The organism is Pseudovibrio axinellae (assembly GCF_900110875.1).
Classification (GTDB): domain Bacteria; phylum Pseudomonadota; class Alphaproteobacteria; order Rhizobiales; family Stappiaceae; genus Pseudovibrio; species Pseudovibrio axinellae.
On the sequence record NZ_FOFM01000001.1, the window covers coordinates 993,784 to 1,016,636 of the forward strand.

Below are 22,853 nucleotides of genomic sequence, written 5' to 3' on the forward strand. Positions count from 1 at the left end.
AAGCAGAATGAGCGCACAAGACGACAATCAGACAGACCTGTTCTCAGCAACATCTTGGCAACAGCGCAGTGGTGGACCTCGGTATTTACAGCTTTACCGCCACCTTGAAGCTGCCATTAAAGATGGCCGTCTGGCAGCTGCAACAACGCTGCCTGCCGAGCGGGAGCTGGCAACGCTTACCGGTTTGTCACGCGTGACTGTGCGAAAAGCGATCTCTCAGCTTGTCATGGATGGATTGGTGGTGCAGCGCCGCGGGTCGGGGTCCTTTGTCGCGCCGCAAATGAAGCGGCTGGAGCAGTCCCTTTCGGCTTTAACCAGCTTTACAGAGGACATGCACCGACGCGGGAAAGCATCTTCTTCTGAGACATTGTCCTGCGGCATTTATTTGCCCTCGCCTGAGGAGATTATTGCTCTTGGGCTCCCCTCTGGCGGGCAGATTTCCCGCATCACGCGATTAAGGCGGGCTGACGGTATTCCCTTGGCTATTGAGACCAGCTCATTGTCCACGGAGTTTATTCCAGACCCATCATGCATTGAGACATCCCTTTACGAAAAACTGTCTGTTGATGGCATCCGTCCCTCCCGCGCTATACAGCGTATTTCCGCCTGCAAACTAACACCGGAACAAGCCCAGTTGCTGGAAGTGAGCGAGGGCGATGCTGCGCTTTATATTGACCGCACTGCATACTTGCCGAGCGGGCGCGTGATTGAGCTGACAACGGGTGTCTATCGCGGCGATATTTATGATTTTGTTGCTGAATTACGCAATGCTTAGCACCCGTCTACAGGTGCAAACCTCAGACATGAACCGAGTCAGTCTCTGACATCCTGACGCCAGCCAATGGCGCCGAAGAGCTTGCTGTAACAAGCTGCTTTTTCCTCAATGCGGGCGGCATCTGGTTTGTTGGAGCGCGTAGCCCAAGTGACCTCCGCGGTACCATCATCGTTTCCATATTTGCATCTTGCAAGACGGCCTCGGACCACAAGCACCCTTGTGCGCCTATGATCGTGCCTTCCAATTCTGGTTCATTTTCCGGCACCGAATCCCAGATCACACTATCTGCCAGAGATTGGACAAGGGCCAATTGATCATTATCCCCCCTGGAGGCTTTTTCGCAGAAGGTGAAAAAGAACCTGAAGCCGGTGGTCAAGGCGCTTAGAGCTTTAGGCCGTACTTATCTCAATATCAGCAGGGTTTCTGTTTGAATCAGAGTTGTTCAAAATACCTCTGTAGCCTTATTATTTCACATCCGAAATTTTTATATATAGCTATTTCTGACTTCAACTTAGACTAAACGGCAAGTAACTAATCGTGCGCATTTGGTTTTTGGCAGATTGAAGCGCGCAATTGGCGAAATCAGGCAAGATCGACCTACTTCAAGTTACTAGAGTAAATCTTATCAGCTTCAGAGCGTAGGAAATATTGCTTCTCTGAGGCATTCCTGTTTATTTTACAAAGAGAAACAGCATGAAACTCATTAGTATTGAAGCCAAATTTCATTTGAATGATGTTGCGAGGGCTCAAAAGATATTTGAGACACAAGCTCTAGACGTGCGCCGATTGGATGGGTGTGAAAGCTATGATTTGTATAGTAGCAATAACGGTGCAATTGTAATTTTACAGCACTGGAAATCGCAGGAGGCGTTTGATGTTTATCGCGGAAGTGAATTTTTTACATTGCTGGGAAAACATCTGAAACCGATGATGATTGAACCTCCAAAAACCACAATTGCAGAGGTTGACCACTCTGAACACTAACGTACCAGCCTATTGTTTTTACCGTGAATTTACACCAACAGAGCCTAAGAGAGTTACGTTTGATCGTGATTATCTTCTCTATGCCATCCACGGTGCTGTTCGGCTGGGAGTAGAGGGGCGGTGCTGGACTCTGCCGCCGTCTTTTGCTGCTTGGATTCCTGCGGGAACGGAGTTGGAAATAGACATACCTTATCGGGTTACATCCTGCTCGGTGTTGCTGGAGCAGGAGTTCACCAAAGCGAGGGGCATATCATTTCCCGATGAGACTGTTGTTTTTACAATGACAGCATTAGCCCGTGAGATGATTGCATATACAGCCCGCGGGGGTCCTGAAGGTACAACTTGGGATCATAAGGCTGAAACTTTTTTCACCGCACTTTTGCAAATCTGCGCTGATCTGGCAGCTTTCCCCAGCGATGTGTGGCGTCCAAAGGTAAAAGATAAGTCTCTTCAAAAAGCGATAAGTTTTACAGAGACTACTTTGGATCAACCGATAACAATCAAAGAGGTGGCGGCTGCCGCCAATGTCTCAGAACGCACTTTGCTGCGGCGGTATGCAGAAGAGCTAGGGATGACATGGTCACAGTCTTTGCGGCGTCTACGCATAATCAAAGCAATCGAAATACTTAGTCAGGACGACAGCCAAGTGATCCAAGTCGCTGGTGCGGTAGGCTACTCTTCCCTTTCGGCGTTTAATAGGGCTTTTCGAGAAATTACGAGATATACGCCAACGGAATTTAGAAAGGCCCACAGCTGCAAACCTCAGACATGAACCGGGTCAGTCTCTGACATCCTGGTGCCAGCCAATGGCGCCGAAGAGCTTGCTGAAACAGGCTGCTTTTTCCTCAATGCGGGCGGCATCTGGTTTGTTGGAGCGTGTAGCCCAAGTAACCTCCGCGATACCAAGAATGCGCGGTACCATCATCGTTTCCATATTCGCATCTTGCAAGACGGCCTCGGACCACAAGCACCCTTGTGCGCCTATGATCGTGCCTTCCAGTTCTGGTTCATTTTCCGGCACCGGGTCCCAGTTCACACTATCTGCTAGAGAGGTGATGCCTGCCCAGTTGGCTCCAATCTCGTTGAGGTTGCCCGATGGCGCGATATCCCAATACGCGTGGGCGGCTGGTGTCATGACCACGCAGTACCCCAAGCGGGCTGCCTCCAAGCCCGGGCCTTGCTGTGTCCATGAAAACAAAATCGCGTCGTTATTTATGCCAGCATTCGCACCTTTAGCAGCCTCCTGCCATGCAGCAGGGCGAACGCCCAGCGAGCGGGTGTAGGCCCCCAGCTTTTCCATCATCCAGCCCTGTACATCATCTTGGGTTTCCAAGTTTTGATCGGCCTTCAGCCTCTCAACAGCTGGTGACTTCCTCCAGGCATCCGGTGGACGTTCATCACAGCCAAGGTGCAAATGCGCAAAGGGAAAAATGCCCGCAACTTCCTTGAGGAGGGTTTCCAGATAGGTCCAGGTTTGTGGAAGCGCCGGGTTGATGGTGTTGTTCTGGTAGCCATGAATTGAGGTTTCGTTGCTTTGGTCGTCGATATCGCGCAGGTCTGGATAGATCTGCAGCACGGCCCACGAGTGCGCAGGCACCTCAACTTCTGGCATGACTTCTATAAACATAGCCTTTGCATGCTCCACCAGGTGTTTTGCAAAGACGAGAGAATAGGTCCCTCCCTGAGGGCCATCGGCTGCGCCATAAATGCCGGGAACCAGACGCCCTTCCCCGCGCATACCGGAGTTTTGCCAAAGCTCAGGGTAGCTCTCAACTTCCAGGCGGAAGGCTTCGTCATCACAAAAATGCCAGTGAAAGCGGTTGAGCTTGAGCAAGGCCATCAGATCAAGCAGGTGCAGCAGTTTATCCGGGTCGTAATAGTGGCGCGCACAATCCAGATGCTGACCTCGCCATTCAAAGCGTGGTGAATCAGAGATATAGCCACACGGGATCACACCATCATACAACAGCTTGAGGTTTAACAGAGAGATGCACCCGTAAAACGTACCGGCGCTTCCGCCAGTGTGCAGTTTAACGCCTCTCTCAGAGATGAGGAGCTCGTAAGCATCGTGTGCCAGCGCCTCCTTGTGTGACAGCTGGAGGGGAACGCCTGCACGAGATACAAACGGACCAATGTTGTTTCTGCCTGCCAGTGCCTCCACTGCATCAGCGCAGTCGATATGATCTGCCTCCTCCCAGGATTTATCAAGCTGAAACCCAGCAGAGACATTGGTATGCCCGCCCACAGGTTTCCAGCTTTCAGGTTCTGGCACAAGCATTAGGCTCTGTGACGTCATGTCTGGATCGCGCTGAGGAAGCTTTGTGGTGTAGGTCTCATCCAGACCACGTGGCGCAATATGAACTGGCAAAATTGTGCCGGTATCTGTGCGCAGGTAAGCTCCTTTAGGTAACCAGCTGCGGTTGGATGGGGTCATATTGCCCCTATATTTGAGCGCAAACCCCAACGCCTGCCCTGTGCCTAACACATCGTTTTCAAAGCGTAGCTCGCTGTATCCCGCAACCGTCTTTACAACGCTAGTACCTGCAACCACCTCACACGGGGCAAGCATGCTGAAGCATAGCGTGTAGTTGGTTAGAGGCACGTCACACTTGGCTGAGAGAATGCAGTGTACGTGCCGATCGACACCTATCCATGTCTCCAGATTGATTTCGACATCGGTATAGTCGGCGGTCTCCACGGGCTCTACTCCTTACCAATTTCGAAGAACTTAAAACTGAATGGTTTGTGCGTCACTCGTACCTAGGAATGAGGTAACTTATTGAATTATCTTATTTCCTGACTTTACGTATGAGCTTCACGATTTGGCGGGCAAGCCCTAAGATAACGTCTGGTTGACTGGAGCTGTCAACACCTTGCCACGCAAATAAGTTTTGAAATGTAGATTGGTACTATCTTCAGGATTACCTCATTCTTGCTTTAAAGCACCCATTGAATGCTTCACATAATGGCTTTGTTGTTCGGTTTTGTCCTGCGCTTTTGATTTTGTAAGTGTCTGGCCGCCAATCTGTTTTTATGCAAACGGCAATGATCGTATCTTCACTCTTTCTCCCTTTGGACAGCAGCTTGCCTTTGCCTTGCTGGTCCACCTTAGACCCAGCAGAGTCTAGGACCACTTATTCATAGGTGTCCTTTAAAGTTGCATCCGTCCTGCTTTCGGGTTTGCGCCTAAGATCATTCGTTTGATTAGGTGTTTTGCATACCTTTTGCGAAAAGGAGCTTTACAAAGGATGGAACGCAAATGCGTGCAGACCCGCGACGGGGTTACCTTATCCTACCTTACAGGCGGACGCGGACCAGCTGTTCTCCTGATGGGTGGATGGTCACAGGCAGCAACACTTTTTGACAGGCAATTTCGTGATTTTGCTCAAACCCACACCGTCTATGCCCTTGATAACAGAGGCCATGGTGACTCTCAAAAACCTTCGGATGGGTACCGGATACAGCGCATGGCCAAGGACCTTCTCGACGTTGTGGAGGCGCTGGGTTTAACGGAGTTTGACATTGTCGCTCATTCGCTTTCCGTCGCGATCGTCTGGGCTTATCTGGACATGTTTGGCACGACCAATCCACCCCGCCGGTTGATCTTTATTGATCAGCCCGCCGCGCTCCTTGCCCGCCCCTCCTGGACACAAAAGCAGATATCACAGGCTGGCGCTGTCATTAGCTCTTTGGAAACACTTGACGACCTACTAACCCGCATTCGTGCCACCGATACCATTGAGGATCATCTTAGCATCATACGCAGCATGTTCACCGCCAAGGTGGGGAACGCCGATCTACAAAAGCTTGCAACTGAGAACCTAAAATTACCCCGAGAATACGCCGCTGCGCTGATCGAAAACAACATTGTGCAAGACTGGCGATCCTTCCTCCCCAATATCAGTCAGACCACACTGGTGTTTGCTGGTGCGGGCAGTATTCATCCACTGGCTTCACAAGAGTTTATCGCCAACTGCATTCCACAGGCTGCGCTTGAAGTGGTGAGCGAAGAAGACGGCGGAAGTCATTTCCTGATGTTTGAAAATCCCGCGTTGTTTAACGAAAAGGCACTTAGGTTTCTCAATCACTGACACAACGCGAGGTTTTGCCAGGTCTGCTGACTTGAAAAGCTCAGTTTGCTTTTAGAGTGCTTTTGGAAATCATATAGGCAGCACCTGCAAGGGCTGTTCCTGCAAATACGTCCATTGCTGCTCCGGAACGTGCAGAAACGGCAAATTTATGAGCTCTGGTCCCAAGGTAGGCGTAGAACAGCAGCGCTGGGTATTCCAAGGCGATGTTAAAGACCGCCAGCGCCATCATTCGCAATGCCACACCATCCCCCTCGCCTGCAAACACCGGCAGCATGGCACCAAACGACAAAACAGACTTTGGATTCGCCCCTTGCATTGCAAAGGACGTAAAAAACAATCTCATTGCCGATGCTTGCTTCTGTTTTTTTGCCTTTCCTAAGGACGAGGTGAACGCTGCTTTGAATGAACCATATGCAAGGTACAATAGATAAGCTACGCCAATCCATTTCACGGTTTCAAACAGAACCGGGAAAGAAAGCAGCAGCGCACTCATGCCTCCAGCAGCGAGAAGCGCATACATCAAGTTTGCTCCAAACACGCCCGCCATACTGGCATGGGTTTTTCCTATACCGTTTGACAGGCTATCTCCAACCACCTTGAGTACCGCAGGACCGGGTGTGAAGTTGAGCGCCATAAATGTGACGATAAACCCGAACACCAAAGTGCTATCAAAAGAGGACCAAAACTCCACGACTTCTCCAATTCAACGCAGGAAACACGCAGGTATCGCAAACCAACGCACACAGCCACGCAAACTGGAAAGGGCTATGAAGGGGAGACGGCTGATGATACCCATCTCCCCTTCCTGTGCGGATCAGAAATTCACTCGCCTTAAGCCAAAGCATAGGCCCCGCCTCTCCTACGTGGCTTTGTGAGTTCCTTTAGCTGCCCCTCTCCGCACATTGTTTGCGCAAAACTTGTCTAACCTAGGTTAGCAAGGGGCGTGCCAAAAATTACAGACAGGTGCAAATATATGTAAGCAAATGGCATTTATAGGTATTTCTATATAACTCAGATTTCAGAGCCTCCTAAAAAGCACCTAGGCACTGCCTATCATTTAGCCAGTTTGCTTTCATCATGATCACGCGGACATAAAAAAACCCGGCTCAAGCTGAAGCCGGGTTTCTTCATTCTTAATGCTCTGATTGATGCTTAGGCTGGTTCCAGCTGCTGCACAGGCTCTGCCATTCGGCAGGTTTCACCGATCAAATTACGCAGCTTTTGCCGTGTTTCATCACAGGTGAGCTGTCCTGCGTCATTCAATCTGGAACCCATATTGCCGACAGCAACGTATCTTGGATGTACCCAACACCCGTGATCGCCAGCAAACGAAGACAGTCGTGGAAGCATCCTGACGCCCCCGAATGGTCCTGGTGCAGCTCCGAGCAAACCAACGACTTTTCCCTCAAGGACTGAAGTGGTCTTTCCTGCTTCCTTTCTGGAGGCCCACGTAAACACATTGTGCAGGTGCGGGCTATGGAAGCCATTGTATTCTGGCGATGAGATAAGGATTACGTCCGCAGCATCAATATGTTGCCTCAACGAGGTGAGCTGCTTCTGGTTTGCCGCGTCCCCTTCGATTTCTGCATGGTACAACGGAAAGGAAGCCAGTTCATCGGGTAGGGTCGTAATTGAATATTTTAAGTTATGCGCCTCTTCGGCAGCAGCTTCCAGCAGGCTTTTATTCAATGAGCCTTTTCTGGTGCTTCCAGAGATAAGAAGGATGTTCATGGGAAACTCCATATGAAAATATTTATGTTTTTATATACAGTTTACTTTCTTTATAATGCAAGCAAAAAAATAACGGCACTGAAACTCAGCGCCGCTTGATTTTAAGAACGATAATCAGCGTTAAGCCTTTGTCCTGCCGCGTGTTCTCTTGCAAGAACACATCATTGCATTAGGAGAAAAAGCGCTCTGTAACCTGTTGCATCACCTGATGACCACCCCAGACACCGAGAATAGCTACGCAACCAGATAGAACTGGCGGAGCGGGAATTGGAAGTTTGATCGCGGTGAAAATTGCGCCAATAACGAATCCTGCAAATGTGGATAGAAGCAGCTCGGTCATATGGTCTCCTGGTGATTTTCTCATTGTTGTTCAGAAAACTCGGTGGTTCTTTAAACTACAGGCTTGCATTGCAGTGTTCGCTCATGACCAATTACTCTTCCCGGGGCATGAACGAATTGTATTATCTGTTCGCTAGCATAGATCCTGTAGAAATAATGAAGGCCGCTAAGTAGGACACCCCTACTGGCCTGTCAATTAACTTAGCGCAATTCAAAGAAAATTTGCAGTGACTTTGTACGAAATGTGCGCAGTTGCCGCACTGTAATTTATAATTTCTCTAATGAATACAGAAGTTTGTCTTATCCGCAGACATGTTACCGCAGGATAGTTTAATGTGTTGCGCTCTATAAGCCTGCGTACGGCCTATCAAGTTCCGTTAAGTTTCAGGGCTTTCATGGGCGAAGCTTAAGACACGATGTAACTTCCAGCTTTCGCCTTCCAGCCGCCAAAGGTGCGTAAATAACGCCTTTGATGTGATTTTGACCGTACCGTTTGTATGGTGAGCCAGGAACACATGGGCACCTCGTTGAATTGCACCGTAAATCTCCCCATCCTGATAGAGAGGATAAACTTCTATGGAGTCTTCAACAAGCTGCCGCTCTGCCCGATAATCCAACGAGCAGATGCCGGTTTTAACAGAGGCTATGAAGGCTTCTTTCGTGTACAAAACACCGCCCTGATCGTGAAAAAACTCAAAATCGTCACTCACCAAACGATCAAAAACGTCGATATCACAAGTATTAAAGCCGATAGAGAACAGCTGGTTATCCTGCTCTTTTAAGTGCTCAGAGAAATCCGTAACCTCGCCAGCTAAAACGGACGCTGCGCTTATAACCAATGCACCCATGCAAAATATCAGTGATCTTGCCACTGCAAACAAAAAAATATGCATTCTATCCCCCAACTCCGGTGGACCGCGGGTCACACCAGCTGCTCGTTTAAAAGTACTTTTTCTTTCTCAACCAAGCAGGTACAACGCGCAATCGCGTCGATGCCTCGTCCTACTGATTTGGAACTGTAACATAGCGCAGATGCCCGGATTTAATCCAGAGTTTGGCCCCTTCGTCACCTGCCCTCAGTTTGAGGTCATATCCATCTGGAACCCGAAGCCAGCCATTTCTTGGCAGCTCTTCTCCAGCTTCTATGATCGTTCCCTCCAACACAAAAATTTCGACGCCCCCTGTTGCCTCAACACTATGGCTCACCTTCGCGTTCCAGCGCTCAATGAACACGCACTCTCTTTCATCTTTAAACAAGGGTAAAACGAAAACACCTTTTCGTTCAGGGTCTTCTGAATGCTCCAGAGTGGTTGTGTCGAGGCGCACATGTGTTCGGTCCTGCAAATCAAACTGCCACAGTTTAACGAGAATGGTGCAGCCTTCTTCCGAGGCTGGGGTATGTTTGGATTGAGGTGGGTTGCGGATGTACGAGCCTGTCGGAAAATCCCCGTGCTCATCCTGAAACACACCTTCCAGAACAAAAAACTCTTCCCCTCCAGTGTGAATATGCTCTGAAAAATGGCTTCCTGGAGAAAACCTTACGACAGAAGTGGCACGTGCAACCTCTTCCCCCAATCGATCAAGTGGTCTGCGCTCTACACCTTTCATCGGAGATTCGACCCAGGGGATATCGTCGCTCAGCTCTACCACCCGTTTTGAAAAATCACCGTTGATCTTCACTGCTGTATCCATCCTACTTGTCTCAGGTTATGCCCTGTAATCAGTCATTTATATGTGTTGCAATGCTAACAGCGATCGCATCGATGTTAAGCGTTTTGTTGCATATCGTTCTTTGCGATCCCTTGTTAGGCTTCCAGCGCTACACAAATGCGCATTGCACCAAGCAACATCTGGATGTTTTATCATGAGCCTGCTGGCAGACTTGCTTTCTACACTATTTGATCGACGTTATGTGTTTATGGGCAAACAAGACGAACGGCCTCTCAGCGAACTTTGTACTGCGCTTATGAGCAGTCAAGGCGATATCTCCGGGGCTGCTATCGCTCACCAGATTTTAGATGGATATGCCACATCCGACCTTGCAGGCAAACGTGTGTTCTTTGAGTTCCTGAACAGTGAGATGGACATTGATCCGTCTGAACTGGAACGGGTTGTTGCAGCCTATAAGAGTGAGAAATCGGAAGAAAACTATAGGGAGCTGGTTATTGCTGCCGAGCCAAAAAGACAGGAGCTTGCCAGACGGCTCAATCAGGTTCCTGGGGCTACCCATCAGCTCGTACACATGCGCAAGGACTTGCTTGGTCTTTTAAAAGAGCAGCCTGATCTTGCCAGAACCGATTTGGACTTACTGCACCTGTTCAACTCCTGGTTCAATCGTGGCTTTTTGGTTTTACGGCCGATTAGCTGGGAAAGCCCTGCACAAATTTTAGAGAAAATCATTGCTTACGAAGCCGTGCATGCGATTGATAGCTGGGACGATTTACGCCGACGCTTGCAACCGGAGGATCGCCGGTGCTTTGCGTTCTTTCACCCCTCGTTACCTGATGAACCGCTGATTTTTGTGGAGGTCGCGCTCACGAAAGGTATTCCTGCCTCTATACAAGGCGTGCTTGGTAAAGAGCGAAGCATTGTGCCCGTTGAGGACGTGGATACCGCAGTTTTCTATTCAATCTCAAACTGTCAGGGCGGGTTAGCAGGCGTCTCTTTTGGTAACTCCCTCATCAAACAAGTGGTTCAGGACCTTTCTCGTGAACTAGAGCAACTGAATACCTTCGTGACACTTTCCCCGCTCCCAACGTTTTGCACATGGGCGACAAAAGAAGAGATCGATTTGCCGGAGAGTGATGAGGCGCTTGAAGAGTTGGCCGCCTCTTACCTTCTTGAGGCAAAGCGAAAAGACAACATACCCTTTGACCCTGTTGCGCGGTTCCACCTCTATAACGGCGCTTTGGTTCATGATGTGCACGCCAATGCAGACACCTCAGAGAATGGGAGGAAGCAGTCAGCCGGTGTGATGGTTAACTACTTGTACGACCTCAAGAAGATTTCGCAGAACCATGAAGTCTTTGCCAATCAGAAGGAAATCGTAGCGTCAAAGCGTGTGCAAGCACTTGCCAAAGCGGGAAGCGGACAAGTTTCATCACCACCCAAGACCGCCCCTTCCTAGCCTACTATTCTTCTGATTGCCTTGTTCAGCGGCGCGAGCCTCGCTGGCATTGGCAGGTACACGTATTTGAACAGCTTCCTATAAAGCTGTACTGTTTTAGGGTCTGGCTGAAACACTTCGTTTTGCCGGGTCATCGCCTGCATCGCGTGATCAAAGTCAGGGTGGATGCCCACACCAACACTCGCGGCTATTGCTGCGCCAAGACCTGCTGTCTCAAAGGTATGAGGACGTTCGGTTGGAAGAGCGAAGATATCGGCTGTGATTTGCATGATTGCGTCCGATTGCGATCCGCCGCCAGACACGCGCAGTATCTTAATTTTCTCTCCGCTTTTACGCTCAATCTTTTTAAGGCCACGGCGTAATTCCAGCGTAATTCCTTCAATAATCGCCCGATAAATATGTCCTCTGGTATGAACATCACCAAACCCGATGATCGCACCTTTAACCGGTGTGGACCGCCCGTTATCACGGCCCCATTTCGGCAATAGGGTCAAGCCATGTGATCCGGGAGGCGTACTGTTGAGCAGATCATCGAAGAAAACTTCGACAGGACTGCCAATTTTTTTTGCTTTTTCCTGTTCTGGGTGGCCAAACTCTTCCTTGAACCAGTTCACCATCCAATAGCCCAGAATAACTGAGGATTCTGGTGTAAACATACGAGGGAGACCACCTGCATAAGCCGGCAGGGGACGCTCGACCTCAAAGTATTTTGGGGAGTGAATGGTTGCGGTGGCTCGGGTGCCATAGCTCAAACACCCGACGGTTGCATCAGTCGCGCCGCATCCCACGACTTCGCAGGCTTTGTCAGCTGCTGCTGACACAACGGGCAATCCTTCTGGCAGGCCGGTATGTTGCGCAGCCTCCGCACTCAGTTTCCCGATAGGTTTGCCAGGCTCCACAAGCTCTGGAAGGTGGCTTGGCTTGAAAGAGAACAGTTTCCAGAGAAAGTGAGATGGCCCAGCCCACTGTTGCTTTTTGTAGTCATAGGGAACGTAGCCAACCTGCGCCCCAGATGAATCACGAAAAAGCTCTGTTAGTTTGTAATTGAGATACCCAGATACCTGCAAAAACTTGTAGGTTTTCTTCCAGATGTCAGGCTGGTTCACTGCAATCCAATTTACTTCGCACTCACTGCGCACGCTCATAATAGATCGGCTCAGGCCAGCTGCACCAAAGATCGTCCTCCAAAGCAGCGGGAGCGGTTTTTGACGGTCCTCAATACGCTCATCCATCCATGTGATGGCAGGACGCAAAGGTATCCCTCTTTCATCGACAGCAATCTGTGTGCCACGCTGCGTGGTGACACTCATCGCTTTGACCGCCGCCGGATCCTCTCCACATTCCCACAGTTCACGGCAACACCGTCCCAAGAGCTCCCATAGCACAAGTGGATCTATCTCTGACCAACCCGGGTTTTCGCTGCGGTACTCGGTTATTGGCTTTTGTACTTTTGACAGAAGTGTGCCATCAGGTGTGAAAAGAAGCGCACGAATGCTTTGACTGCCGCAGTCGATGGCGAGCAATGTCTCCGTCATTTTGCAACCAACTCTTGGTTGACTTGTGCACCCTCTTGAACGTTAGTGCTTCCGCTCACTGGCAAGCTGTAGTGGTCCTGCCATATCTTTTGGTATCTAGACCACTCATCCTGCCATTTTTCCATTGACCACCCCAACTTGTCTCGCAGGCCTGCTTCAAGCTCACCGGTAAGTGCTTTGCCGCCTTCATATAACACCAAGCCTATTCTCGTCCGACGCAAAAGAAGATCATCCAAATGCACGACGTCTTCATGCATTGCGGCCCATTCCAGCTCAGCCCAAAGGTAGCTGATCCCGCAAGTGCGTGATAAGGCCTGCTCAGAGGTTGTTGCAATTAAAGCCTCAAGATCAGTACCATAGTAACCTTTGAGGCGCTTCTTCTCTGCCTCTGACAACGCCGCAAATACTTTTGAATCTGGCATAGAGGTCTCAGGCGCAAACACATGTTCGCCCAGCTGCGACATGTCCAAGTGCGGCAGATACTCAGTGCTCTTTTCCAAAACCTGGCGCGCCATCACGCGAAATGTTGTTAGTTTACCGCCAGTGACTGTGATGGTCCCCTCATCATCCCATACAACATGATCTCGCTTGGCCTTGGAGGGGTGTAGATCTTTGGGATCAACCTTCTCGTCACCCACAATTGGTCTCACACCGGACCACGTAGACACCACATCGGCTTCAGTGAGTTGCGTTCCTGAAAAGTTGTGGTTGGCTCCCTCAAGAAGATACACCACTTCTTCCGGTGTAATTGAGGCTTCCAGATCAAGGTTTGCAGTGTGATCTAAGTCTGTCGTGCCAATGACTGTTCGCCCAAACCACGGGTAGACGAATACGCCACGTTTATCTCGTGGATGAAGGTAGGTCAGGCACTGGTGCACCGGCAACCGCCAGGACGGAACTACAATATGGCTACCACGTAAGGGGCGCACACGCTTCGCCTTGCCCAGCTGACTTCTGAGATCATCCGCCCACACACCAGTGGCATTCACGACCGTCCTGCTGGAAACACTAAAACTCTTGCCTGACTCTTGGTCGTGAACTTCAAGCAACTTCAGACCATCACCGTCAGATTTAATCGTCTTCACGCACGCATAGTTGAGTGTCGTCGCTCCATGTTGCTTGCCCTCCGCCAAGACCCGCAGGACCAACCGACAATCATCAGTCACCGCATCAGAGTATTGAGCAGAGCCCACCAAACCCTCTTCAAAAAGGCCAGGCAACGCAGCTATTGTTTGCTCCCGGTTTAAGAATTTGTGATCGCGTTTCTTCGCAAAATACCCGTAAATATTCAAAAGGATCTGGAAGGCACGGCGTGTTGGGAACTGTTTTTCTCGAAATGGGAAGATGTAATTCAGGGGTTCAATGAGCCCCGGCGCTTCTAACAGTAGCCGCTCACGTTCGCGCACAGACTCCCGCGTTAATCTGAAGTCTCCTTGAGAGAGGTAACGCAACCCCCCATGGACCATCTTGGAGGACCGGCTGGACGTCCCCCACGCGTAGTCACGCTTTTCTAAAAGCAAAACATCAAGACCAGCTCTTGCCGCCATAAGCGCAACACCAGCGCCAGTAATTCCGCCACCAACCACCACCATGTCCCATGGCGTTTCCCGCTTGGCCAGAGCTTCCAGCTTTTCATGCCTGTAGTTTTGTCCCAGCGTCCCCATGGTCGCCTCCTCTCAAGCAATATGCTTTATCCAAAACCTATTGAAATGCCTTGGTGAATGGAGCTAGGCTTGTTCCCTTGTGCTCGCTGTATCATCTGCAATCAAAACGCCGGGATTCATGCGACTATCTGGATCAAAGCTTTTGCTAAGCGCTTTCAACGCACTCATGCCCAGCTTTCCCTTCTCAGCAGGCAAGTAGGGGGCATGGTCGCGCCCGACACCATGCTGGTGGCTAATTGTACCGCCGTGCGCAACAACTGTATCTGAGGCAATTTTCTTGATGATCTTCCAGCGCTGCAGCGTTTCCTCATAGCTGCTTGCCAGCGGGAACAAGTAGGTTGTGTAAGCGCTGGAACCTTGCGGGTAGACATGAGAAAGATGTGTGAAGGCAAAGACAGGGATGCCCTGTGCCTTTAGCGCGTTGCTTACGTTTTGCTCAACCACGTTGATGTAGGGGCGCAAGGCGGACCAGTCCATTGCTGTCTCAAAGGTGTCAGCTCCCACCCCGTGCTCCCAAAGTGCGTCACGCAGATAAGGCCCTTTGAAGCGGCCCTCTTTCCATTTGTCACCAAGCATGGCGGAAAAGATGCGTTTGCCTCCGTGCTGCTTCAAAAACGTATTTGCCAACTTATAGTTTGCTGCAACTTGCTTTTTTGAGCCAGTCAGGCCGAATGTCAGCATACATTTTTGTTCAGACAGCCCCCTCAATTTAAAGAGCATGTTCAGCTTGGAAAGCTTGTTTTCTGGCACTGCCAGTTTCAAACTCACATCGGTTTCTGTGGCGTTGCTTAACCTCATCATTGAAAGCGGAATACGGCCTTGGGTAATCGCCTGGATAGCTGCGACACCACTTTCCCAATCTGGCATGAAAACGGTATAAAACTGCTCGGCTTCAGCCAGTGGTGTAACGCGCAGCTTTACCTCGGTCAAAATCCCTAGAGTGCCTTCCGATCCGAGCACTATTTCTCTCAGGTCAGGCCCAGCGGAGGATGCAGGGATGCTTGGAATTTCCAAGGTGCCATTTGGCGTTTCCAGCGTACCTCCAGCAAAGAGTTGCTCGATACGGCCATAGCGCAAAGACTGCTGCCCGGAGGAGCGTGTGACAACCCAACCGCCAGCGGTGGAAAGCTCAAAACTTTGCGGAAAGTGGCCCAAAGTGTAGCCAATAGCTGCCAGCTGAGCCTCGAGATCGGGTCCACGTACACCGGCACCAAAGGTTGCAATCTGGCTTTCCCGATCAAAGTCCAGCATACGGTTCATACGTGTCAGCGCAACGGTGATTTGTGGCTTATCATTGACCGGGCAAGCAAGGTGGCCAGCAACTGAGGTGCCGCCACCGTAAGGTACGAGGATAAGGTCTTTACGCGCCGCCCAATCCATGAGTTCACGGACCTGACGAGACGTTTCAGGAAAAGCAACTGCATCAGGGATGTTTGTAAACACGCCACTGCGCATTTGGATCCAGTCCGAAAAACTCTGACCAGCTGCATGTTTGATGCGAACTTCAGGTGACTTATCAATAAGAGGATGGTCGGGCGCACGTGTCTGAGGAACGCTCTGCACGACCTCCTGCAGGCTCGCATTTGGTAAAGGGCGGGTTTGACCTAACAGCTCTGCAATAAGCGCCTTGGCAAAATCTGCCAATTCCGTCTGGTGCGTGTCATCGCCCCAACCGTTCCATCTTCTCATTGTGCTTGCCCCCTAAAAGCATGATTTGTACTGCTTAACGGATGCTACACAGAGATTACCCTGGGGGAAACTATGCAATTGGACCATTTTGCTTGGAAGACCAACAAGCTGGCTTACACGATAATTTGCTGGCTTACCTGCTCACCTACTCCAAAAACCCTCTTATAACGCTCGATCTCGCTCGAAGGTCCCATAGCCTTATTCGGGTTGTCAGAAAGCTTAACAGTTGGCTTTCCATCTGCGGAGATGGCTTTGCAGACCAGTGAGAACGGAGCCAACGCATCGTCTGGAACAAGCCCACGGAAATCGTTGGTGAGCATCGTCCCCCAACCAAAGCTGCAGCGAACGCGGCCACGAAATTTGCTTTGCAAGTGCGCGATCATATCCTCATCCAGACCATCTGAGAAGATAACGCGTTTTTTTGAAGGGTCCTCTCCGCAGCTCTTCCACCATGAGATCGCTGCTTCCGCTCCTTTCACAGGATCACCGCTATCAATGCGAATGCCGGTCCATGAGGACAGCCAGTTTGGCGCACGTTCTAAAAAGCCTTGCGTGCCATAGGTGTCAGGCAGGATAATCCGAAGGTTGCCATCGTGTTCATCTTGCCAATCCTTCAGCACCTGATAAGGCGCTTCAGCCAGCTCCTTGTCACTTTTGGCAAGAGCAGAATACACCATGGGCAGCTCGTGGGCATTGGTGCCGATGGCTTCAACCTCCCGACGCATGGCAATCAGGCAGTTGGAGGTACCTACAAACTTCTTGCCGAGCCCTTCCATCATGGCCTGAACACACCAGTCCTGCCAAAGATACGAGTGGCGGCGGCGGGTTCCAAAGTCTGCCAATAACAAATCATCGACTTTGCGAAGGCGCTCCACCTTCTCCCAAAGCTTTGTCATCGCGCGGGCATAAAGCACCTGAAGCTCAAACCGGCCCATGTTTTTTAACACAGCACGGGAGCGCAGTTCCATCAAAACAGCCAGTGCTGGAACTTCCCAAAGCATGACCGCAGGCCAATCCCCCTCAAAGGTCAGTTCATACTGATCATCTTTGACTTCAAGGTGATAAGGAGGCAAACGCAGGTTTTCAAACCATTCCAAAAACTCGGCACGGAACATGGACCGCTTGCCGTAAAACATGTTGCCACGTAGCCATGTACTCTCCCCTCGCGAGAGGGAAAGCGTGCGGATGTGATCTAGCTGATCACGCAGCTCGCGCTCATCAATCAGCTTTGCAAGTGGGATATGCCGCGCCCTGTTGATCAGGCTAAATGTTACCTGCGTCTTTGGCTTGTTCAAAAACACCGATTGCGCCATCAGCAACTTATAAAAGTCAGTATCGATCAGCGAGCGGACAATTGGATCGATCTTCCAATTATGGTTATACACGCGGGAAGCTATATCAATCATAGTGTTGTCATCTCAGCAAAAAACTTTACGCCGCACTGTGCCATCTCATCCAGAGCTTCCTGCAAGGAGCCGTTTAAGTCGATCGCTCTGCACGCATCTAAGTGAACAACCACCTCAAAGCCCTGTTGCACAGCATCAATGGCAGAGAACTTCACGCAAAAATCAGTCGCCAAACCAGCCATATGTAGCTGCTTGACACCGCGCTCTCTCAGGTAACCAGCAAGGCCAGTGGGCGTGGTGTGATCGTTTTCAAAGAAGGCTGAATAGCTGTCTATATGTGGACGAAATCCCTTGCGGATTATCAGGTCGGCCGCATCGGTTTTCAGGTCTTCATGGAACGCAGCACCGCTGGTTCCCTGTACACAGTGTGTCGGCCACAAAACCTGCTGCCCATACTCCATACCAACCAGATCGTAGGACTCTTTGCCTTGATGAGATTGTGCAAAGGACAGGTGCCTGCTTGGATGCCAGTCTTGCGTCAACACTTTGACAGCAAAATCATTTTGCAGCTCGTTGACGAGCGGTACAATCTCCTCGCCCCGCTCCACTGCCAGAGCCCCTCCTGAACAGAAATCGTTCTGAATATCAATCATAATCAGAGCAGCGTTTGACGGTCGTGTCATTATGGTTTCCTGTTCGCATTGAGAGGCCACGCCAGAGCTTCGCGCCGCAAAGCACGATAGCATCTAGATACACCAAAGCGGGCCGCGCAAAATATTGCGATTATCTCGGCCAAACTCAAGCAAAATATACGGGATTAAGGGAGGAAGAACGGTAAAACTGTTATTGCACACGCAAAGCAACGAAGAGCGTGCCGGTGCAGAGCCTCCCTTTGCAGGACACCCAGCGCCAGCTTTATGTGCCCAGACTCAAGCTGTTTGTACGTTCTTCAAAAATGTTTCAATTTGTTGTTTGAGCATGTTTGCTTCGTTGGAAACATCACGCGATGCATACAGCACTTTTTGTGCAGACTCCGAGGTTGAAGAAACAGAATCCGTCACTTCCACTATTCCGCTGTTCACAATGCCGGTGCCTTGAGCTGCTTGTTGAACGCTTGAGCTAATCTCGACCGTTGCGGTGTCCTGTTGCTCCACTGCGGAGGCTATGGATGCGGTGTATTCGTCAACTTGCAGCATTGTTGAGGCGATTTCTTCAATTACTGAAACAGCCTCTTTTGATGATGTCTGAATATCAACAATCTGACTGGAAATGTCTTCAGTCGCTCTGGAGGTTTGAGTTGCCAGATCCTTTACTTCTGCCGCGACGACTGCAAACCCCTTGCCCTGATCGCCTGCCCGCGCGGCTTCAATGGTTGCATTAAGTGCCAACAGGTTTGTTTGCTCGGCGATGTCTCTGATTAATGTAACCACCTGACCAATTTTCTGTGCGGCAGTATCCAAGTTGGTCACACTTTCACTGCTGCGCTGCGCCGAGTTCGCGGTTTGAGACACGATCGTTTTCGTCTGGTTTATTTGTATATTGATTTGCGCAATGGATGCAGACAGCTCTTCAGCTGCGGCCGCAGCCGTACCAACACTTTGCGCCGCTTCCTGAGAGGATTTAGAAATACTGTGAGATTGTTTTAGGGTTTCATCCGCAACACTTGTAAGCGACTGGGCTGTTTTTTCCATCGCAATACTGTTGCCAGAGACACCACCTAAAGACACTTTAACGGTTTGATGGAAATTCTCGATGAGTTCATCAACCCTGTTGCTTCTGCTTTGCTCATTTGCCTGGGCAAGTTTTTGCTCTTCCAGCAAGTGTGTCGCTTGTGCCCGCGCTTCATTTGCCTGATCGACCGAAACCGTGGATTCATGAATGTAGTTTTCAAGCCGGGTTGTGAGCCATACCAAAACGCAGGATTGTAGAACAAGTATCACGGCGTGCAGTACAACACGTGTCATGTCAGCACCGGCTGGAAATACTGCCATCGGGTAGAGGAAGTTGAGCATGAGGTGATGCACTGCGATAACGACAGTCCCAATCACAACAGCTCTTGCAGAGCACCAACCCGCAAGGACAGACAGGGAGGCAAAGAAGTACATATGCCAGTCGATCTGGTAAGGGTGCTCAGAAAATATAAATACAATAATAGCGACTTGAGAAACAAAGCTTATTGCACTGATGTCACGGGTAAGGCTGCTTGTTGATGCGTGCAGGAATGAGAGCGTCGTCAACAAAGCAGCTGCTACTGCTACCCCAATTGCAAACCAACCATTTTTTGCATCCAGATTGATGGACATCACCACTGCCAAAAGCACGTTGATCCATAATAGCCCAACTATGATTTTTGAAAAATGAAGTCTAATTACTTGCAATTGGTTCATTGTTTCCGTCCAGAAATATTTGCTATGAAATTGCGGGGCTGCCTGACTATTATTCAGGCCTTGGGAAGCAGGCAGAAAACACTTCTCCGCTTCCAACAAACCAAGCTCCGCTCGTATATAGTTTCTCTATAAAGTCAGAGTTCTGCGAGTTGGCGAGTACTATCCAAGACCAGAAGCCAGTATTCATGAGTTGACCGCCCGCTTCAGCTACCACTTGAACAGCCCTTGTTCTTTCTGAGAATGGGGAAACAAAGACGACAACTTGTTCCAACTCCTTACCAGGTAAAGACTGCGCTAAAAAAACTGCCGCAGTGAGCGCGAAAAAAACAAGTAAGCTAATAATATTGTGTTTGACTGGACGAGCATCATCTACGTAACAATTGCTCTTCACTTTACTCGCATTCATTTTGACAGCAGCACCTCTCAAATGAATTTCAATCGCTGAAACAAAACATCAAATTCGGATGTATTTTATGATTGCCTTTATGTAACTAGTCAAATTTGCAACGCCATTATAACCTAGTTATTATTAATAATAGGTTTTATATATTAATAGAAAACATAAAACTCACTAAGTTTACTTTATGAAACATACCATGACAGCGCATTTCACGTAATAAAACCGCATTTAAAGTACGAACAAATGCACTTTGTGAATTATGCAATCAAGGATAGTGTTTTCTGGATTGTTCAGGTTAATTGATTCAGCATCAGCTGGGTAACACTCGTTTTGAACGTGCATTTATTCATCAATTTCAAGAAGTTATATTGGATTTTGTATTTGCTGCTCCCTTTTTGTTTCGTCACCATTTAATGCCCATCGAGAGGTCGTTCCTGGCTGCTTCACCTGGACGATACACCTCCCACATTGTTGTGTGCTCTACTTTTGATTTAGGCACTGGTCCGTGGTTACCATGAGAGCGTCTATCCATAAGTATTCGAAGGGGCTTCGTATCAAGGTCGTTTTGGGCAGAGTCCATTTTGCTTTAATTGAGCATTTTTAAATACTTGTTTCTATGTTCACTAAATCGAGGTGATTTGAATGTTGCGATCAATCTATATTTTTGCAGCCCTTGCGGTTTCTGGGGCCGCAACAACGACTTCTGTCTGGGCCGAAGCTCCGCAATTAAAAACACCCAGTCCCGCTATCTATCTAAGTGACAACCTTGGGGAGCCACAGGACCTTGGTTGGTGCATTGATACACTTGGCCGCGGCTATGCTGAGAACCTTCAGGCTCATTCGTGTAAACCTCAAGGCGGAGACGTTCAGTTTGCTTATTCGCCTGAGACCAATCTGATCTCATCGGTTCCGTATGCAGGAAAATGTATGTCGCTGAGAGCTGCCCCTACTCCAACTGCATTCAGCCTAGAGGACTGCGATCTGACGCAGGATGCTCAAAAGTTCGTTTACACCTCTACCAATGGGCAGATTTCGCCAGCAGCCGATGTAAACAAATGCGTTGCCGTTGGTGAGGAAATTCGTCAGGCCGGGCCGTTCTCATCCAGAGATTTGGATTTGGTTGACTGCAATGACGTTGCACAGGAACGTTCTGCATGGACCATACGCGACGAGTAAAGTTGCGAAAGTGGCGCAGCTGGTCGGCCAGTGTGTTTCGCAGTTCGTGCAAAAATCGCGCATCTTATGAGAAAAGCAGCGCCAGTAAGTAGATCGACGTAGATTTGAGGCCCGTACTTTGTCGCAGTGATAGCCTGCGGGTATGGCCTCATTTTAAATTGCTAGGATCCAGACCTCACCCGCTTTTCGGTATTGCAAATGTCAATGCAAATCTGAGGGAGGATTTATAGCGACTATGATACCAGGCGATTTTGAATTCAAGCAACCTGCATCGAAAGATGAAGCTTTGAGCATGTTGCGCGATGGAGGAGATGACGCTCGCCCGCTTTTAGGCGGACAGAGTCTTATCCCGATGATGAAACTGCGAATGGCGAGCCCCGATATACTGGTCGATTTGCGCGGACTTGATGATCTGCGGCATATTTCGATCGGCAAGAGCATCCATATCGGCGCAGCTGTAACGCAACATGAATTAATCGGTTCAGAAGAGCTATTCAACGTTTGCCCGATCATTCGGGAAACAGCTCTTGTTATTGCTGATCCCCAGATCCGCTATAGCGGTACCATTGGCGGTAATGTTGCCAACGGAGACCCCGGCAATGACATGCCAGCGCTCATGCAATGTCTTGATGCAACGTATATTCTGGAAAGTTCTGAGGGAATACGTGAAGTTAAGGCGCGTGACTTTTATGAGGCTGCTTATTTTACAGCCTTACAAACTGGAGAAATTGTGACCGGTATTCGCTTTCCCAAGCCAGAAAGCGGTCACGGCTATTCCTATCAAAAGCTAAAACGTAAAGTTGGAGACTACGCAACCGCTGCCGCTGCTGTCGTACTTTCTCTTTCCGGAGACAACGTTAAGAGCGCTTCCGTTGCTTTGACCAACCTCGCCGACACACCTTTGTTTGTTGAAAAAGCTGAAGATATTCTAGTCGGCTCACAACTCACTTTGAACACGATAAGGGCAACAATGGACGCTGCTGAAGCGATCATGGAGCCTGTTTCTGATGGGCGAGGAAGCCGTGAATACAGAACGAAGATGGGTGGCATCATGGTCAAACGTGCAATTGAGCAAGCCGCAATGCGCGCAGATGGGACTGCGAAAGGGGGGCTCTTCGGATGGCTAAAACGTTAATCCAACTGACCGTCAACGGCGAACCGCACGAGGTTGCAGTAAACCCACGTGATTTGCTGATCCATACATTGCGGGAGACCCTGGGTCTGACTGGCGCGCACATTGGCTGCGACACCTCTCATTGTGGCGCATGCACGATCGATATTGATGGCCAGTCCTCCAAGAGCTGCACCATGTTTGCGGTTCAGGCAAATGGGTCGAACATTACGACCATTGAAGGCATGGCTGGCGCAGATGGCACACTCCATGTGCTGCAAGAAGCCTTCAGGGAGATGCATGGTTTGCAGTGTGGATTTTGTACCCCGGGTATGATTATGCGTGCGCACCGACTGTTGGAAGAAAACCCAACACCGACAGAAGAAGAAATCCGCATCGGGATCTCTGGCAACCTGTGTCGGTGCACGGGCTACCAAAACATTGTCAAAGCGATCCAACACGCGAGTGAAACGCTAACCAGCAATGTGGAGGCTTAAA

22 protein-coding genes and 1 pseudogene are annotated in these 22,853 nt (G+C 49.7%); 8 read left to right on the forward strand and 15 right to left on the reverse strand.

Annotated features, from left to right (window positions below):
* The first annotated feature begins 7 nt into the window (after positions 1-7).
* Complete coding sequence (locus tag BMZ51_RS04495; RefSeq protein ID WP_068010598.1) at positions 8-775, forward strand: GntR family transcriptional regulator; 768 nt, start codon at positions 8-10, stop codon at positions 773-775.
* 38 nt (positions 776-813) lie between these two features.
* On the opposite strand, the gene BMZ51_RS24465 is transcribed toward BMZ51_RS04495, so the two are convergent.
* Both BMZ51_RS24465 and BMZ51_RS24670 read right to left on the reverse strand, forming a co-directional pair.
* Entirely contained in the window at positions 814-990 is a 177-nt protein-coding gene (locus BMZ51_RS24465) for a hypothetical protein (RefSeq protein WP_244271429.1), read from the reverse strand.
* Positions 987-1,151 (reverse strand): annotated as a pseudogene (locus BMZ51_RS24670) (hypothetical protein); the annotation flags it as partial. The gene BMZ51_RS24465 and the pseudogene BMZ51_RS24670, both read right to left, overlap by 4 nt.
* Before the next feature lie 317 nt (positions 1,152-1,468).
* On the opposite strand from BMZ51_RS24670, the gene BMZ51_RS04505 reads away from it, so the two are divergent.
* Both BMZ51_RS04505 and BMZ51_RS04510 read left to right on the forward strand, forming a co-directional pair.
* Positions 1,469-1,759, forward strand: coding sequence for a putative quinol monooxygenase (locus BMZ51_RS04505; protein ID WP_068010597.1), 291 nt, complete (start codon positions 1,469-1,471; stop codon positions 1,757-1,759).
* A 172-nt stretch (positions 1,760-1,931) separates the two neighbouring features.
* The gene (locus BMZ51_RS04510; RefSeq protein ID WP_139201337.1) at positions 1,932-2,531 is read left to right on the forward strand and encodes a helix-turn-helix domain-containing protein; all 600 of its coding nucleotides are present in this window, start codon (positions 1,932-1,934) and stop codon (positions 2,529-2,531) included.
* 6 nt (positions 2,532-2,537) lie between these two features.
* On the opposite strand, the gene BMZ51_RS04515 is transcribed toward BMZ51_RS04510, so the two are convergent.
* Positions 2,538-4,457, reverse strand: coding sequence for a beta-N-acetylhexosaminidase (locus BMZ51_RS04515; protein WP_068010592.1), 1,920 nt, complete (start codon positions 4,455-4,457; stop codon positions 2,538-2,540).
* 550 nt (positions 4,458-5,007) lie between these two features.
* Between BMZ51_RS04515 and BMZ51_RS04525 the strand changes: the two genes are divergently transcribed.
* On the forward strand, positions 5,008-5,850 hold the full coding sequence (locus tag BMZ51_RS04525; protein ID WP_068010589.1) for an alpha/beta fold hydrolase: 843 nt from the start codon (positions 5,008-5,010) through the stop codon (positions 5,848-5,850).
* A gap of 40 nt (positions 5,851-5,890) precedes the next feature.
* Here the strand turns inward: BMZ51_RS04525 and BMZ51_RS04530 are convergent, their stop codons facing one another.
* The 5 genes from BMZ51_RS04530 to BMZ51_RS04550 all read right to left on the reverse strand — a co-directional run bounded on the left by BMZ51_RS04530 (position 5,891) and on the right by BMZ51_RS04550 (position 9,612).
* A complete protein-coding gene (locus BMZ51_RS04530; RefSeq protein ID WP_208979256.1) occupies positions 5,891-6,541 on the reverse strand; it encodes a LysE family translocator in 651 nt (216 codons plus the stop codon).
* Between the two features lie 461 nt (positions 6,542-7,002).
* Entirely contained in the window at positions 7,003-7,581 is a 579-nt protein-coding gene (locus BMZ51_RS04535; protein ID WP_082825750.1) for an NADPH-dependent FMN reductase, read from the reverse strand.
* A gap of 169 nt (positions 7,582-7,750) precedes the next feature.
* The gene (locus BMZ51_RS04540) at positions 7,751-7,921 is read right to left on the reverse strand and encodes a XapX domain-containing protein (protein WP_068010584.1); all 171 of its coding nucleotides are present in this window, start codon (positions 7,919-7,921) and stop codon (positions 7,751-7,753) included.
* A 376-nt stretch (positions 7,922-8,297) separates the two neighbouring features.
* Positions 8,298-8,813, reverse strand: a complete 516-nt coding sequence (locus BMZ51_RS04545; protein ID WP_068010582.1) for a nuclear transport factor 2 family protein — start codon at positions 8,811-8,813, stop codon at positions 8,298-8,300.
* Positions 8,814-8,922: 109 nt separating this feature from the next.
* Entirely contained in the window at positions 8,923-9,612 is a 690-nt protein-coding gene (locus BMZ51_RS04550) for a cupin domain-containing protein (RefSeq protein WP_208979257.1), read from the reverse strand.
* A 172-nt stretch (positions 9,613-9,784) separates the two neighbouring features.
* Here BMZ51_RS04550 and BMZ51_RS04555 point away from each other — a divergent pair, with 172 nt between their 5' ends.
* The gene (locus BMZ51_RS04555) at positions 9,785-11,047 is read left to right on the forward strand and encodes a malonyl-CoA decarboxylase (RefSeq protein WP_068010728.1); all 1,263 of its coding nucleotides are present in this window, start codon (positions 9,785-9,787) and stop codon (positions 11,045-11,047) included.
* Here BMZ51_RS04555 and BMZ51_RS04560 read toward each other — a convergent pair.
* From BMZ51_RS04560 to BMZ51_RS04590, 7 genes are all read right to left on the reverse strand, one after another.
* Positions 11,044-12,582 (reverse strand): FGGY-family carbohydrate kinase, encoded by a 1,539-nt coding sequence (locus BMZ51_RS04560; protein WP_068010580.1) that lies wholly within the window; start codon positions 12,580-12,582, stop codon positions 11,044-11,046. The genes BMZ51_RS04555 and BMZ51_RS04560 overlap by 4 nt on opposite strands.
* On the reverse strand, positions 12,579-14,246 hold the full coding sequence (locus BMZ51_RS04565; RefSeq protein ID WP_068010578.1) for a glycerol-3-phosphate dehydrogenase/oxidase: 1,668 nt from the start codon (positions 14,244-14,246) through the stop codon (positions 12,579-12,581). The genes BMZ51_RS04560 and BMZ51_RS04565 overlap by 4 nt, the downstream gene beginning before the upstream one ends.
* Positions 14,247-14,309: 63 nt before the next feature.
* A complete protein-coding gene (locus BMZ51_RS04570; RefSeq protein WP_068010577.1) occupies positions 14,310-15,935 on the reverse strand; it encodes an FAD-binding oxidoreductase in 1,626 nt (541 codons plus the stop codon).
* A 113-nt stretch (positions 15,936-16,048) separates the two neighbouring features.
* Positions 16,049-17,341, reverse strand: coding sequence for a nicotinate phosphoribosyltransferase (pncB, locus tag BMZ51_RS04575; RefSeq protein WP_068010575.1), 1,293 nt, complete (start codon positions 17,339-17,341; stop codon positions 16,049-16,051).
* Positions 17,338-17,964 carry a bifunctional nicotinamidase/pyrazinamidase gene (gene pncA, locus BMZ51_RS04580; protein ID WP_068010572.1) on the reverse strand — a complete coding sequence of 209 codons (627 nt, stop codon included), beginning with the start codon at positions 17,962-17,964 and terminating at the stop codon, positions 17,338-17,340. Before pncA ends, pncB begins: the two co-directional genes overlap by 4 nt.
* A 246-nt stretch (positions 17,965-18,210) precedes the next feature.
* Complete coding sequence (locus BMZ51_RS04585; protein WP_175484988.1) at positions 18,211-19,584, reverse strand: methyl-accepting chemotaxis protein; 1,374 nt, start codon at positions 19,582-19,584, stop codon at positions 18,211-18,213.
* A gap of 133 nt (positions 19,585-19,717) precedes the next feature.
* Entirely contained in the window at positions 19,718-20,074 is a 357-nt protein-coding gene (locus tag BMZ51_RS04590) for a hypothetical protein (RefSeq protein WP_068010568.1), read from the reverse strand.
* A 636-nt stretch (positions 20,075-20,710) separates the two neighbouring features.
* Between BMZ51_RS04590 and BMZ51_RS04595 the strand changes: the two genes are divergently transcribed.
* The 3 genes from BMZ51_RS04595 to BMZ51_RS04605 all read left to right on the forward strand — a co-directional run bounded on the left by BMZ51_RS04595 (position 20,711) and on the right by BMZ51_RS04605 (position 22,852).
* Positions 20,711-21,244: an RICIN domain-containing protein gene (locus tag BMZ51_RS04595; protein WP_068010567.1), complete on the forward strand. Its 534-nt coding sequence runs from the start codon at positions 20,711-20,713 to the stop codon at positions 21,242-21,244.
* 235 nt (positions 21,245-21,479) lie between these two features.
* Positions 21,480-22,379, forward strand: a complete 900-nt coding sequence (locus BMZ51_RS04600; RefSeq protein WP_068010566.1) for an FAD binding domain-containing protein — start codon at positions 21,480-21,482, stop codon at positions 22,377-22,379.
* Entirely contained in the window at positions 22,364-22,852 is a 489-nt protein-coding gene (locus BMZ51_RS04605; RefSeq protein ID WP_068010565.1) for a (2Fe-2S)-binding protein, read from the forward strand. The genes BMZ51_RS04600 and BMZ51_RS04605 overlap by 16 nt, the downstream gene beginning before the upstream one ends.
* The last annotated feature ends 1 nt before the right edge of the window (position 22,853 follow it).